The sequence below is a fragment of the Erwinia endophytica genome (assembly GCF_009295515.1).
GTDB lineage: Bacteria > Pseudomonadota > Gammaproteobacteria > Enterobacterales > Enterobacteriaceae > Erwinia > Erwinia endophytica.
The window spans coordinates 1-12,989 of the sequence record NZ_RQVV01000049.1; the positions used below are offsets into that span (position 1 = coordinate 1).

The 12,989-nt window shown below is 51.3% G+C and carries 12 protein-coding genes, 1 pseudogene and 1 other annotated feature; of the genes and pseudogenes, 8 read left to right on the plus strand and 5 right to left on the minus strand.

Annotation, left to right across the window (positions count from 1 at the left end; translation table 11 throughout):
- Positions 1-266, plus strand: a 266-nt coding sequence (locus tag EH228_RS20330) for a hypothetical protein (protein WP_204902664.1), incomplete at its 5' end; no start/stop codon positions are given.
- A gap of 6 nt (positions 267-272) precedes the next feature.
- Here the strand turns inward: EH228_RS20330 and clpB are convergent.
- The 3 genes from clpB to rluD all read right to left on the minus strand — a co-directional run bounded on the left by clpB (position 273) and on the right by rluD (position 4,677).
- Entirely contained in the window at positions 273-2,846 is a 2,574-nt protein-coding gene (clpB, locus tag EH228_RS13565; protein ID WP_152322179.1) for an ATP-dependent chaperone ClpB, read from the minus strand.
- Positions 2,847-2,971: 125 nt separating this feature from the next.
- Positions 2,972-3,700: a purine nucleoside phosphorylase YfiH gene (gene yfiH, locus EH228_RS13570; protein WP_152322180.1), complete on the minus strand. Its 729-nt coding sequence runs from the start codon at positions 3,698-3,700 to the stop codon at positions 2,972-2,974.
- Positions 3,700-4,677 carry a 23S rRNA pseudouridine(1911/1915/1917) synthase RluD gene (gene rluD / locus EH228_RS13575; protein WP_152322181.1) on the minus strand — a complete coding sequence of 326 codons (978 nt, stop codon included), beginning with the start codon at positions 4,675-4,677 and terminating at the stop codon, positions 3,700-3,702. Before rluD ends, yfiH begins: the two co-directional genes overlap by 1 nt.
- A gap of 130 nt (positions 4,678-4,807) precedes the next feature.
- Between rluD and bamD the strand changes: the two genes are divergently transcribed.
- The 6 genes from bamD (at position 4,808) to EH228_RS13600 (ending at position 9,538) form a co-directional block, all read left to right on the plus strand.
- Positions 4,808-5,539 carry an outer membrane protein assembly factor BamD gene (gene bamD, locus EH228_RS13580; protein WP_152322182.1) on the plus strand — a complete coding sequence of 244 codons (732 nt, stop codon included), beginning with the start codon at positions 4,808-4,810 and terminating at the stop codon, positions 5,537-5,539.
- A 381-nt stretch (positions 5,540-5,920) separates the two neighbouring features.
- Positions 5,921-6,253 carry a ribosome-associated translation inhibitor RaiA gene (gene raiA / locus EH228_RS13585; protein ID WP_152322183.1) on the plus strand — a complete coding sequence of 111 codons (333 nt, stop codon included), beginning with the start codon at positions 5,921-5,923 and terminating at the stop codon, positions 6,251-6,253.
- Positions 6,254-6,347: 94 nt separating this feature from the next.
- Positions 6,348-6,472 (plus strand) — a sequence feature (Phe leader region).
- Positions 6,349-6,396 (plus strand): hypothetical protein, encoded by a 48-nt coding sequence (locus tag EH228_RS20240; protein ID WP_193323348.1) that lies wholly within the window; start codon positions 6,349-6,351, stop codon positions 6,394-6,396. It overlaps the preceding feature by 48 nt.
- Before the next feature lie 23 nt (positions 6,473-6,495).
- A complete protein-coding gene (gene pheA / locus EH228_RS13590; protein WP_152322184.1) occupies positions 6,496-7,656 on the plus strand; it encodes a bifunctional chorismate mutase/prephenate dehydratase in 1,161 nt (386 codons plus the stop codon).
- A gap of 113 nt (positions 7,657-7,769) precedes the next feature.
- Positions 7,770-8,822 carry an ABC transporter substrate-binding protein gene (locus EH228_RS13595; RefSeq protein ID WP_152322185.1) on the plus strand — a complete coding sequence of 351 codons (1,053 nt, stop codon included), beginning with the start codon at positions 7,770-7,772 and terminating at the stop codon, positions 8,820-8,822.
- Positions 8,822-9,538: a molybdate ABC transporter substrate-binding protein gene (locus EH228_RS13600; protein WP_152322186.1), complete on the plus strand. Its 717-nt coding sequence runs from the start codon at positions 8,822-8,824 to the stop codon at positions 9,536-9,538. The genes EH228_RS13595 and EH228_RS13600 overlap by 1 nt, the downstream gene beginning before the upstream one ends.
- A gap of 87 nt (positions 9,539-9,625) precedes the next feature.
- Here EH228_RS13600 and tyrA read toward each other — a convergent pair whose 3' ends face one another.
- Positions 9,626-10,747, minus strand: coding sequence for a bifunctional chorismate mutase/prephenate dehydrogenase (gene tyrA, locus EH228_RS13605; protein ID WP_152322187.1), 1,122 nt, complete (start codon positions 10,745-10,747; stop codon positions 9,626-9,628).
- 11 nt (positions 10,748-10,758) lie between these two features.
- Positions 10,759-11,829 (minus strand): 3-deoxy-7-phosphoheptulonate synthase, encoded by a 1,071-nt coding sequence (locus EH228_RS13610; RefSeq protein ID WP_152322188.1) that lies wholly within the window; start codon positions 11,827-11,829, stop codon positions 10,759-10,761.
- A gap of 462 nt (positions 11,830-12,291) precedes the next feature.
- On the opposite strand from EH228_RS13610, the pseudogene EH228_RS13615 reads away from it, so the two are divergent.
- Positions 12,292-12,987 (plus strand): annotated as a pseudogene (locus tag EH228_RS13615) (IS6 family transposase).
- The last annotated feature ends 2 nt before the right edge of the window (positions 12,988-12,989 follow it).

The window sequence follows — 12,989 nt, forward strand, 5'->3', positions numbered from 1 at the left end:
GGTCGCTAAACCGTTATTCCGTGTCAGTGGAGGCGCATTATAGGGGGTTCCTGACAACTGACAAGTGTTTCTTAAAAATAAATTGCCGACAGCTTCTTTTTTCATCAGAAGAGGAAAAAAGCACCGATTCAAGAACCTGTTTACAGCAAAAACGCATCCCAAATCCTTTTCAGGCGCTCAAAATTCAACCCAAAACACCGAAAACGACCAGCCTTGCTGTTTTCTTAGACAAAACCGGGCCACAAAGGCCCAGTTTTACGCTTTAACAACGATTACTGATGAGCGACTATTGCCCCATCCTGTACATCCATTTCGATCATTTTCCCCGGCACCAGGCTACCAGCAAGGATCTGCTGAGCCAGTGGGTTTTCAATCTGCTGCTGAATCGCACGTTTCAGCGGCCTTGCACCGTAAACCGGATCATAGCCATTTTCACCCAGCAGTTGCAGTGCCGCATCTGAGATATGCAGTTCATAACCGCGCTCCGCCAGACGATCATATAACCGCTGCAACTGAATTTTGGCGATTGACGCAATGTGTGTCTCACCCAATGGATGGAACACCACCAGCTCATCAATACGGTTAATGAACTCCGGACGGAAATGATGGGTCACAACTCCCATGACAACCTCTTTCATTTCCGGATAGCTCAGTGAACCAAAACGCTCCTGAATCAGATCTGATCCGAGGTTGGAGGTCATAATCACCACCGTATTACGGAAGTCCACTGTTCTGCCCTGTCCATCAGTCAAGCGTCCATCATCCAGTACCTGCAACAAAATGTTGAACACATCCGGATGCGCTTTTTCCACCTCATCCAGCAGAATAACTGAATAAGGACGACGGCGAACTGCTTCCGTCAGATAGCCGCCTTCTTCATAACCGACATATCCCGGAGGCGCCCCTACCAATCGCGAAACCGCATGTTTTTCCATGAATTCCGACATATCAAGGCGCACCATCGCATCGTCACTGTCGAACATGAAATTAGCCAACGCTTTACAGAGTTCGGTTTTACCGACCCCGGTCGGGCCGAGGAACAAGAATGAACCAATTGGACGGTTGGGATCGGCCAATCCGGCACGACTACGCCGTATAGCATTTGAAACTGCTTCAACTGCTTCATCCTGCCCAATGACCCGCTGATGCAGTTCCTTTTCCATTCGCAGCAGTTTATCTCGCTCCCCTTCCATCATTCGGTCGACAGGAATACCAGTCCAACGCGACAACACATCAGCAATCTCAACGTCAGTTACGCGGTTACGTAACAGGCGCATGGTCTTCCCTTCTGACTGGGTGGCGGAAGCCAGCTGTTTCTCCAATTCTGGAATTTTCCCATATTGCAACTCAGACATCAGCGCCAGGTTGCCTGAACGGCGGGCCTGTTCCAGAGACAGTTTTGCCTGCTCCAGTTCAGCTTTGATGGTCTGAGTACCGGACAGCGAGGCCTTCTCCGCTTTCCATTCTTCTTCCAGTTCAGAGTAATCACGCTCTTTCTGATTCAGCTCGTCTTCCAGAATTTCAAGACGCTTGATGCTGGCATCATCGGACTCTTTTTTCAGCGCCTGCTGCTCAAGCTTCAGTTGAATAATGCGCCGTTCCAGACGGTCCAGTGACTCGGGTTTCGAGTCAATCTGCATACGAATACTGGAAGCCGCTTCATCAATCAGGTCGATAGCTTTATCCGGCAACTGACGATCAGCAATATAACGGTGCGATAGCGTAGCCGCAGCAACGATTGCCGGGTCAGTGATCTGCACGTGGTGGTGCAACTCATAACGTTCTTTCAGCCCACGCAGGATAGCGATGGTATCTTCAACACTGGGCTCCGCCACAAACACTTTCTGGAAACGGCGCTCCAGCGCCGCGTCTTTTTCAATATACTGACGATACTCATCCAGCGTAGTGGCGCCGACGCAATGCAGTTCTCCCCTTGCCAGAGCTGGTTTGAGCATGTTACCGGCATCCATCGCGCCATCGGCTTTACCCGCGCCAACCATCGTGTGCAGCTCATCAATAAACAGGATAACGTTACCTTCCTGTTTAGACAGATCGTTCAACACGCCTTTCAGACGTTCTTCAAATTCACCACGGTATTTTGCTCCCGCGACCAGCGCCCCCATATCCAGCGCCAGCACGCGGCGACCTTTCAGGCCTTCCGGCACTTCGCCATTGACAATACGCTGAGCAAGCCCTTCTACAATGGCCGTTTTACCTACCCCTGGCTCACCGATCAGCACCGGATTGTTTTTGGTACGACGTTGCAAAACCTGGATGGTACGGCGGATCTCTTCGTCACGTCCAATCACGGGGTCCAGTTTGCCCATCTCCGCCCGTTCGGTCAGATCGATGGTGTATTTTTTCAATGCCTGTCGCTGATCTTCAGCCCCCTGATCATTCACAGTTTCGCCTCCACGTATCTGGTCTATAGCCTGAGTCAGCTTTTCGCTGGTTGCCCCTGCGGATTTCAGCAAATCCGCCAGAGAGCCACGCGAGTCGAGAGCGGCCAAAACAAATAATTCGGATGAGATAAAGTTATCCGCACGCTTTTGCGCCAGCTTGTCACAAAGATTCAGGACACGAACCAGATCCGCAGAAGGTTGCACATCGCCATCCGTTCCCTCAACCTGCGGTAAGCGAGCGATTGCCTGCTCCACGCCACGCAGCAGAGCCGCCACATCAACGCCAGCAGTGGTGAGTAAAGGACGCACAGAGCCACCTTCCTGATTGAGCAAAGCGCTCATCAGATGGAGAGGTTCGATAAATTGGTTGTCACGCCCGAGAGCTAAGGACTGGGCATCGGCGAGAGCAAGCTGGAATTTATTAGTAAGACGATCCAGACGCATAATTCCCCCATTCAGGTCAAATTGCTACTGGAGATTAAATGAGGTCATCCCTCAACTTTTCAAGTTTAATGACCCAAATATATCGGTGAAAAAAACATCATCCTGGACCGTCTTATGGCGCTAGGTTATATCAGCCAGATCAAACTTGCCATACGACCAGTGATACCATTACGCCGGAAAGAGAAAAATTGTTCCCGATCTGAAACGGTACAACAGCCGCCACCCATGATATGGCTCACTCCCCGGAGTGCCAGGCGTATCCGGGCGAGTTGCCAGATATCGGCATAATATTTTTCCCCAACAGGGCGAAATGCCACATCAGTGGTTGAATTTTGTGCTAAAAAAGCGTCACGCACCTCAGGACCGACTTCAAAAGCAGCCGGTCCTATGGCCGGTCCCAGCCAGGCGATAATCTCTTCGGCGGGTGCGCTAAAAGCATCAAGCGTTGCTTCCAGCACCCCCGCACATAACCCTCGCCACCCCGCATGCGCCGCCGCCACTTCTTTACCATCCAGGGAACTGAACAATACCGGAAGACAGTCAGCCGTCATCACCGCACAAGCGACTCCACGTTCACGCGTGTAGGCAGCATCAGCCTGAAGTGACTCCGGCGTTTTCGCCGTCAGATGGAGCACCCGAGTCCCATGTACTTGTTCCAGCCAGACAGGCATTGTCGGAATTTCCGCCATCAGCGCCAGACGCTCACGATTAGTCTGCACGTCCTGCGCGTTATCGCCGACATGGCCACCGAGATTCAACGAATCCCACGGCGCCTGGCTGACACCTCCCTGCCGGGTTGTCGAACAGGCCCGCACATTGGCAGGCGCATACCATTGGGGAATAATCAGGCTCATTACCAGTCCAGTTGATCTTTAAACTCTTCCGTATCGGCTTTCAGCGCCGCAATCAGATCGACCATGTCCTGTGGTAACGGCGCGTGCCATTCCATCTCGATACCACTAATCGGATGATACAAACGCAACATGGTGGCGTGTAGCGCCTGGCGATCAAACTTTCTCAGGGCGGTGATGAATGCCTCAGATGCCCCTTTCGGCGGACGAGGACGGCCACCATAAAGCGGGTCTCCCACCAACGGATGATTGATGTGGGCCATGTGTACACGAATCTGGTGAGTACGCCCGGTTTCCAGCCGCAACCGCATACGAGTATGTGCCCGAAAATGCTCCATGATGCGATAGTGCGTGGTCGCGGGTTTACCCATCGGATGCACAGCCATATGGGTGCGTTTGGTCGCGTGACGACTGATCGGCTCGCTCACCGTTCCGCCCGCAGTCATTCGGCCAATGGCTACCGCTTCATACTCACGAGTGAATTCACGCAACTGCAGTGATTCCACCAGATAAGTTTGAGCCGGTACCGTTTTCGCCACAACCATCAGTCCCGTCGTATCCTTATCCAGGCGGTGCACAATTCCAGCACGCGGCACGTCAGCGATCGCCGGATAATGATGAAGCAACGCGTTCAGTACCGTTCCATCAGGATTGCCAGCCCCCGGGTGGACCACCAGATCGCGGGGTTTGTTGATAACCAAAATGTCGTCGTCTTCATAAACAATGTTCAGCGGAATATCTTGTGCTTCCCAGCGCACTTCTTCCTCAATCTCGGCACCAATAGCAATTTGTTCGCCACCGAGCACTTTTTCCTTTGGTTTATCGATGATTACGCCATTGACACTGACGCGATGGTCGAGAATCCACTCTTTTATACGAGATCTTGAATAATCAGGGAACAATTCGGCCAAAGCCTGATCTAAGCGTTGTCCGAGTTGCGATTCGGAGACCGTTGCGTTGAGTTTTACTTGTTGTGCCATAAACAGCTTCTTCGTTAACGTTGGGTTTTCACGGCGATGCCGTTTAATATAATGTGCTATTGTACCTGGTCACTATCGGGAGCTACATGGACAGCTGCCTGAATAACACTCTGAGGATAATCAAATCGTCATGACGCGTATGAAATATCTGGTGGCTGCAGCCACGTTGAGCCTGGCATTAGCAGGTTGTTCCGGCTCGAAGGATACGGTGCCCGATAATCCACCTTCTGAGCTCTATGCCGCAGCCCAGCAAAAACTGCAGGACGGTAACTTTAAAGGAGCGATAACGCAACTGGAAGCGCTCGATAATCGCTATCCATTTGGGCCATACTCCCAGCAAGTCCAGCTAGACCTGATCTACGCTTACTACAAAAATGCCGATTTGCCACTGGCGCAGGCGGCGATTGACCGGTTTATGCGTTTAAATCCCACTCATCCGAACATTGATTACGTGATTTATATGCGTGGTCTGACGGACATGGCGCTTGACGACAGCGCGCTGCAAGGCTTTTTCGGCATCGATCGTTCTGACCGGGATCCAACACATGCGCGTGATGCCTTCCATGACTTCTCTCAGCTACTGCGCGGGTATCCGAACAGTCAGTACGCCGCCGATGCAAGAAAACGTCTGGTATATCTGAAAGATCGTCTGGCGAAGTATGAGTTATCCGTCGTCCAATTCTACACTAAGCGCGAAGCTTATGTCGCTGTAGTTAACCGTGTAGAACAAATGATGAAAGATTACCCGGATACTCAGGCAACCCGCCAGGCTCTTCCGCTGATGGAAAATGCTTACCGCCAGTTGCAACTGAATGCCGAAGCGGACAAAGTTGCGAAGATAATTGCGCTGAATAAAGCCTAAGATCTGCAACAAAACATACCCGTTGCCAGCGTAATACAGCCCTGACAGCGGGCTTTTTGCAAGAGGTCGCCACGGATACATGGCGACCTCTCCTTTCGTGTTCCCAGGGGGGAATATCACGGCCATAGCGTGGCGCATTCGTTACATATATCTTTGTTCAGAAAAACACCAATATCCCGATTTTTCCTTTGGGTCAACTTAGCAATATTGCCCCCAACTATCTCACCTCACAAGTCTTTGTGAGGCAATCATCAGTACAGCTCGCATATTTTGCATTCTTGACAATAAGTGACAAAAAAACGTGATATAAATCACACATAAGCCCTTTTTTCCGGGTATGCTAAACTCACATTCGACGGAAATGACAGAGAGGTAAGTACTATGGTTCTGAACATTACCAGCAAGCAAATGGACATCACCCCAGCTATCCGCCAACATGTCGAAGACCGTCTGGCCAAACTTGAAAAATGGCAAACTCACCTGATTAATCCCCATATCGTTCTTTCGAAGGAGCCGAAAGAATTTGTTGCTGATGCGACCATCAACACGCCGAATGGCCCTCTGGTTGCCAGTGCAAAACATGAAGATATGTATACGGCGATTAACGATCTAATTAATAAACTGGAACGCCAGTTGAATAAGGTTCAGCATAAAGGCGAAGCGCGCCGTGCGACGGCCAGTGTTAAAGACCTTAGCGTCATTGATCAGGAATAACAGTAAAAAGGAAAAACGCGCCGGTGGCGCGTTTTTTATTGACAGAGAGAAATTACAGCGGTTACTTTAGAGGCTGATCAATACTGGATACCATGATGAAACAACCCTTGTTCTTCTTCGCTTTCTTTTTTACCTTCCCCTGACTGGGAGGCAATTCGTCGTGTAAGAAAGAAAGCGAAGACGAACAACAAAGCCTCCCAAACGGGAGGCTTTTTTTTTATGAACATCTGACAGGTAGCATTATGACCGCTGAAAATCCCCTACTGGACCTGCGCGAAAAAATCAGCGCGCTGGATGAAGAACTGCTGAGATTACTGGCCCGTCGCCGGACGCTGGCGATTGAGGTGGCGACCACCAAAATGACCACTCATCGTCCGATCCGCGATATCGACCGCGAGCGCGACCTGCTCGAACACCTCATCACGCTGGGCAAAGCTCACCAGTTGGATGCCCACTATATTACCCGCTTGTTTCAGTTAATTATTGAGGACTCGGTTCTCACCCAACAGGCTCTGCTGCAAAAACACCTCAATAAAACCAATGCACAATCTGCCCGCATCGCCTTTCTTGGCCCGAAAGGGTCCTATTCTCATCTGGCTGCACGCCATTATGCCGCCCGCCATTTTGATAATTTCATTGAAAGCGGCTGCCTGAAATTTAGCGACATTTTCAGCCAGGTTGAAACCGGTCAGGCCGACTATGCCGTACTACCGATTGAGAATACCAGCTCGGGATCAATCAACGATGTTTATGATCTGCTGCAGCAAACCAGCCTGTCTATCGTGGGCGAAATGACCATTCCGATTGACCATTGTGTCCTGGTGTCCGGCACCACTGACCTGCAACAAATCGAGACGGTTTACAGCCATCCTCAGCCTTTCCAGCAATGCAGCCAGTTTATTCACCGCTTCCCGCACTGGAGAATTGAATATACCGAGAGTACTGCCGCTGCGATGGAAAAAGTGGCCGCGCTCAATTCACCAAAAGTGGCAGCATTGGGCAGTGAAGCTGGCGGTGAACTGTATGAGCTGCAAGTGCTGGAACGCAATCTGGCTAACCAACAGCAGAATATCACCCGCTTTATTATCCTTGCCCGCAAGCCCATCGAGGTGACTCTGCAGGTTCCAGCAAAAACAACGCTGATTATGGCTACCGGGCAACAGGCGGGCGCATTGGTAGAAGCACTGTTGGTTTTACGCCAACACGACCTGGTCATGAGTAAACTGGAATCCCGCCCCATCAATGGCAACCCGTGGGAAGAGATGTTTTATATCGATTTCCAGGGCAATCTACGCTCAGATGAGGTACAGCAAGCCCTGCGTGAGCTGGCTCTGATTACCCGTTCGCTGAAGGTTCTTGGCTGCTACCCGAGCGAGAACGTGGTACCTGTCGAACCCGCATAAGTCCCCTTTCCAGCCGTTCCCCTGCGGCTGGAAAGGGCTATTCTCAGAGAGTGATTTCCCCAGTCTGCCAATCGCTATATCATAGTGTTTATAACGACTATCGGGAAAACACCATGTACCGCACTCTACGTACCGCTTATTTACTCTTCTTCATCAGCATACTACCGTTTTCCGCCTGGGCTGATCGCCAGGTCACAGATCAACTTGGCCGCCAGGTTACTCTTCCGGATCATGTTGACCGGGTAGTGGTATTACAGCATCAGACACTCAATATTTTAGTTCAGTTGGACGCTACCCAAACACTGGTCGGTATTCTGAGCAACTGGAAACAACAGTTGGGCGATGGCTACCAGCGTCTGGTGCCCGAGCTGGCCAATCTGCCGACACTCGGATCTCTGACTCATGTCGATCTGGAAAAACTGGTTGCCCTGCATCCTCAGGTTGTGTTTGTCACTAACTATGCCCCGCAGGAAATGATCGATCAGATCCAGCATCTCGGTATTGCGGTGATTGCGATCTCGCTGCGCGCTGGCGATGAGAAGCAGGAAAATCGTCTTAATCCTCAGCTTCAGGATGAAGAACAGGCCTATAACCAGGGACTGAAGGACGGCATCCGACTGATTGGCACCGTAGTTAACCACCAGATGCAGGCGGAAGATCTGATCACTGCCGCCTTCAGCCAGCGCCAGCAAACCAGCGATCATCTAAAAAGTATCCCGGCAGCCCAGAAAATTCGTGTTTATATGGCGAATCCTGATCTGACCACCTACGGCTCTGGTAAATACACAGGTCTGATGATGGCGCATGCAGGCGCAATGAACGTCGCAGCGGCCACAGTCAAAGGCTATAAACAGGTCTCCATGGAGCAGATCCTCGCGTGGGATCCACAGGTGATTTTTGTGCAGGATCGTTATCCGCGAGTCATTGACGAAATCAATCAGCAGCCCGCCTGGCAGGCCGTTGATGCGGTTAAAAACCACCGCGTTTATCTGATGCCGGAATATGCCAAGGCCTGGGGCTACCCAATGCCGGAAGCGCTGGCGCTGGGCGAGCTGTGGATGGCAAAGAAACTCTACCCGGAAAAATTCAGCGATATCGATATGCAGAAAAAAGCCGACAGTTGGTACCTGCGTTTCTATCGCACTCACTATGTGGGCAGTCACTGATGAGCGAGCTTCGGATACTGGCGGCTGGTAGCCTGCGGGTTGTCTGGCCCAGGCTGATCGCCGCGTTTAATCAGCAGAATGAGACCTCCGTAATCAGCACGTTTGGTCCTGCCGGGCTGCTGAGACAACGTATTGCGCAGGGGGAAGTTTGCGATCTCTTCGCCTCAGCGAATGTGGCGCATCCACAAAGCCTGATGAGCGCAGGCAACGCTATCAATACCGCTATCTTTGCCCATAATCAGCTGTGTCTGAGCACCACCGCAGAACTGGCCGCCACGCGCCGGGACTGGCTGGATTTGCTCAGTGATCCCGCTTTACGCATAGCAACCTCAACGCCACTCAGCGATCCTTCAGGCGACTATACGTGGGAACTGTTTGATCGCATAGAACAGCACCATAAGGGAACAGGATATTCGCTGAAACAGCGGGCGCTGCAGTTAGTTGGCGGGCCAGACAGCTCGACAATTCCGCCAGGCATGCTGGCGGCCAGTTGGATACTCAACAGCAATCAGGCGGATATTTTTATTGGCTATAAAAGCTACGCGCCACTGATAAGTAAGGAGATGGGGATCGTCACCCTGGATATTCCTGAGCCTTACCAGATCAGAGCGGATTACGCTCTGGCGGTCTGCCACAGCAAAGCACAACCGTTGGCTGATTTTCTGTTATCACCCCAGGCTCAGGAAATTTTACAGAAAACAGGGTTCAACCGTTAAACCATCACGCTATTCACCGGGGATCCCATCCCGTCATGCCGATAGCTTCAGGGTGACAAAAAAGGCCGTTTCCGGCCTTTTCAAGGATTACTGACGGCTGTCATTAGCCTGACGAAGAAGAGTACGACTCTCCAGCATAAAACGCTGGGCGTAATCGCCGAACCAGTGCTCCACTTTGCGGAAACTGTCGATAAACGCCTGTTTATCACCCTGCTCAAGCAATTTTATCGCTTCGCCAAAACGCTGATAGTAACGTTTGATCAGCGCCAGATTACTTTCCGAAGACATAATAATATCAGCATACAGCTGCGGATCTTGTGCGAACAACCGTCCCACCATCGCCAGTTCCAGACGGTAGATAGGGGAAGACAAGGCCAGCAATTGCTCAAGCTGGACGTTCTCTTCAGCCAGATGTAAACCATACGCAAAAGTGGCAAAGTGGCGTAGAGCCTGAATAAACGCCATATTTTGATCGTGCTCGACGGCACTGATGCGATGCAACCTCGCCCCCCAGACCTGTATCTGCTCCAGGAACCACTGGTAGGCTTCAGGTTGGCGGCCATCACACCATATCACCACCTGCTTCGCCAGGCTGCCAGTGTCCGGACCGAACATCGGATGCAACCCGAGAACCGGTCCACGATGCGCGGCGAGCATCGCCTGCAGCGGCCTGTTTTTTACCGAGGCCAGGTCAACCAAAATGCAATCATCCGGTAGCGGCGGCAGGCTGGCAATCACGCTCTCGGTCAGATGTATGGGGACACTGATCATCACCATACCGGCATCCGCCAGCATGCTTTCAGCTTGTTCCCAGTCATCTTTATCAAGGATCCTCACCTGATAGCCAGACAGGGTCAGCATCTTCTCAAACAGACGCCCCATCTGTCCTTTACCACCCACAATAACCACCGGACGCAGCGCCGGACAAAGCGTTTTAAAACCTTTATCATTTTCGCTGGCATAGGATTCCCGCATCACTCGGCGCAAGACATCGTCAATCAGCTCCGGAGGAACGCCCAGCGATTCAGCCTCTTTACGGCGAGAAGCCAGCAACGAAGCTTCCCGTTCAGGGACATAAATCGGTAATCCGTAGCGACTCTTAACCTCGCCTACTTCAGCCACCAGTTCCAGCCTTTTGGCCAGCAGATCGAGCAACGCTTTATCAACTTCATCAATTTGATCGCGTAGCGCGGTCAGTTCAGCCACCATAATTACCCCTCTTACGACAGACGTGCCGCCAACACCCCGTTCAAAGCCTGATGAATCTCACGCAGCAACGTTTCGGTTGTTTCCCAGTTGATACAGGCATCAGTAACAGAAACACCATAGCGCATTTCGCTGCGCGGTTGCTCGGAAGACTGGTTACCTTCATGGAGATGGCTTTCCAGCATCAGGCCCATAATCGAACGGTTGCCATCTTTGATCTGCGCAACGGCAGACTCAGCCACGCCAGGCTGGCGGCGGAAATCTTTGTTAGAATTACCATGGCTGCAATCTATCATCAAGGACGGACGGAGTCCCGCCTGAAGCATCTCTTTTTCACACTGGGCTACCTCTTCCGGGCCGTAGTTCGGATGCTTTCCCCCCCGTAAAATCACATGACCATCCGGATTCCCTTTAGTTTGTAGCAGGCAAACCTGCCCCCCCTGATTAATACCGACGAAACGATGTGGCATCGCCGCCGCACGCATGGCATTGATCGCCGTGCACAGGCTACCGTCAGTACCATTTTTGAAACCTACCGGCATCGACAGGCCAGAGGCCATTTCACGGTGTGTCTGGGATTCTGTGGTACGAGCACCGATAGCGGCCCAGCTGAACAGATCACCCAAATACTGCGGGCTGTTAGGATCTAACGCTTCCGTAGCCAACGGCAGGCCCATGGTCACCAAATCCACCAGCAGGCGACGCGCAATATGCAGACCTGCTTCCATATCGAATGAATTATCCATGTACGGATCGTTGATCAACCCTTTCCAGCCAACTGTCGTACGGGGCTTTTCAAAATAAACTCGCATAACGATATACAGCTGATCCTTCAACTGATCAGAGAGAGATTTCAGGTGGCGCGCGTAATCCAGTGCGACTTCAGTATCGTGAATTGAACAGGGACCGCAGACCACCAACAGACGGTGATCTTTACCGCTGATGATGTTGGAGATGGTCTGGCGGGAAGCGGTGATCTGCGCGGCCAGCGCATCATTAAGTGGAAATTTTTTTTTCAGCTCTTCCGGCGTGATCAAAATCTGTTCTTCAGCGATATGAACATTATTCAGCGCGTCTTTTTGCATGGTAGTCATCCTGTTTCTCTCGTTATGCGTCGGTCATCCCTCAATGAGGTGGTGAACAATGTATCAGAACCGGTACAAAACTCAATCCATGAATGTACACTTTTATTACCACATTTCAATTTCGGTCTTTTTGAATTTAAAAAATATATAAAAAATAGCAAGTTAATTAAAAAGTCATCAAAAAACTACTACCCATATGTACAATTAACTTTACACTTAAATTTTGCAGTGTAGTAAATCCTTCGCTTTTTCCTGTTCAGGCAAAGATTTGTGGCACCATGCCTGTTGCCCGGAGGTAACAGTGCAATCATCAATGCAAGAACGCAGAATGCCAGCAAAGCTGGAGCGGCTCCAGCCAGAGCATAAAGCTGGCCAAACAGGTCGGCCCCCACGACCTGACCGGTTCTGTCGCATTAAGGCGTTGTCGGATAACGTGTTGTTTTTTTATTATGTTTCAATCTCATACCTCTGATACGAAAAGCGTTCAAACGCCTGCACTATCCCCTCGATGTTATTGCTCAATGTGTTCGCTGGTATCTGGCTGATGCCCTCAGCCTGCGCAATCTTGAAGAAATGATGGCAGAGCGCGGCGTTATCGTTGACCATTCCCCCCTTCACTGCCGGGTTATCCGCCTGGTGCCGCTACCAGATAAGGCGTTTCGTCGAAATAAGCGCACTGTGGGTCGGCGGTGGCGAATGAACGAAACCGACATCAAGATCAAAGGCCAATGGAAATACCTGTACCGCGCGGTAGATACAGCAGGACAAACCGTCGACTTCCTGCTGACCGCCAAATGAGACGCCCCAGCCGCGTTGCGCTTCTTTCGCAAGGCCATTCGTTATCATGACGAACCCGAGGTGGTCACTATCGATAAAAGTGGCGCCAACACGGCGGCCCTGACCACACTCAACGCCAACAAACCAGAAGAAGAAAGGATGACCATCAGGCAGAGCAAGTACCTGAACAATCAGGTTGAGCAGGATCACCGGAGTATCAAACGCCGAATACGGGCGATGCTGGGGTTCAAATCATCTCGGCGGTCGCAGACGATATTGGCGGGCATTGAGTTAGTACACATGATACGCAAAGGACAACTTCAGCATTCCGCCGGAGCACATTTATCCTCGGCAGAACAATTTTATCTGTTAGCTGCCTAAAA

What these genes read in the sequence shown, in the direction of transcription:
- pheA (WP_152322184.1), top strand. Translation starts at nt 6,496, where the DNA reads ATGACCGCTGAAAATCCCCTACTGGACCTGCGCGAAAAAATCAGCGCG.
- rluD (WP_152322181.1), bottom strand. Translation starts at nt 4,677, where the DNA reads ATGGCACAACAAGTAAAACTCAACGCAACGGTCTCCGAATCGCAACTC.
- clpB (WP_152322179.1), bottom strand. Translation starts at nt 2,846, where the DNA reads ATGCGTCTGGATCGTCTTACTAATAAATTCCAGCTTGCTCTCGCCGAT.
- yfiH (WP_152322180.1), bottom strand. Translation starts at nt 3,700, where the DNA reads ATGAGCCTGATTATTCCCCAATGGTATGCGCCTGCCAATGTGCGGGCC.
- EH228_RS13595 (WP_152322185.1), top strand. Translation starts at nt 7,770, where the DNA reads ATGTACCGCACTCTACGTACCGCTTATTTACTCTTCTTCATCAGCATA.
- raiA (WP_152322183.1), top strand. Translation starts at nt 5,921, where the DNA reads ATGGTTCTGAACATTACCAGCAAGCAAATGGACATCACCCCAGCTATC.
- bamD (WP_152322182.1), top strand. Translation starts at nt 4,808, where the DNA reads ATGACGCGTATGAAATATCTGGTGGCTGCAGCCACGTTGAGCCTGGCA.
- EH228_RS13610 (WP_152322188.1), bottom strand. Translation starts at nt 11,829, where the DNA reads ATGCAAAAAGACGCGCTGAATAATGTTCATATCGCTGAAGAACAGATT.
- EH228_RS13600 (WP_152322186.1), top strand. Translation starts at nt 8,822, where the DNA reads ATGAGCGAGCTTCGGATACTGGCGGCTGGTAGCCTGCGGGTTGTCTGG.
- tyrA (WP_152322187.1), bottom strand. Translation starts at nt 10,747, where the DNA reads ATGGTGGCTGAACTGACCGCGCTACGCGATCAAATTGATGAAGTTGAT.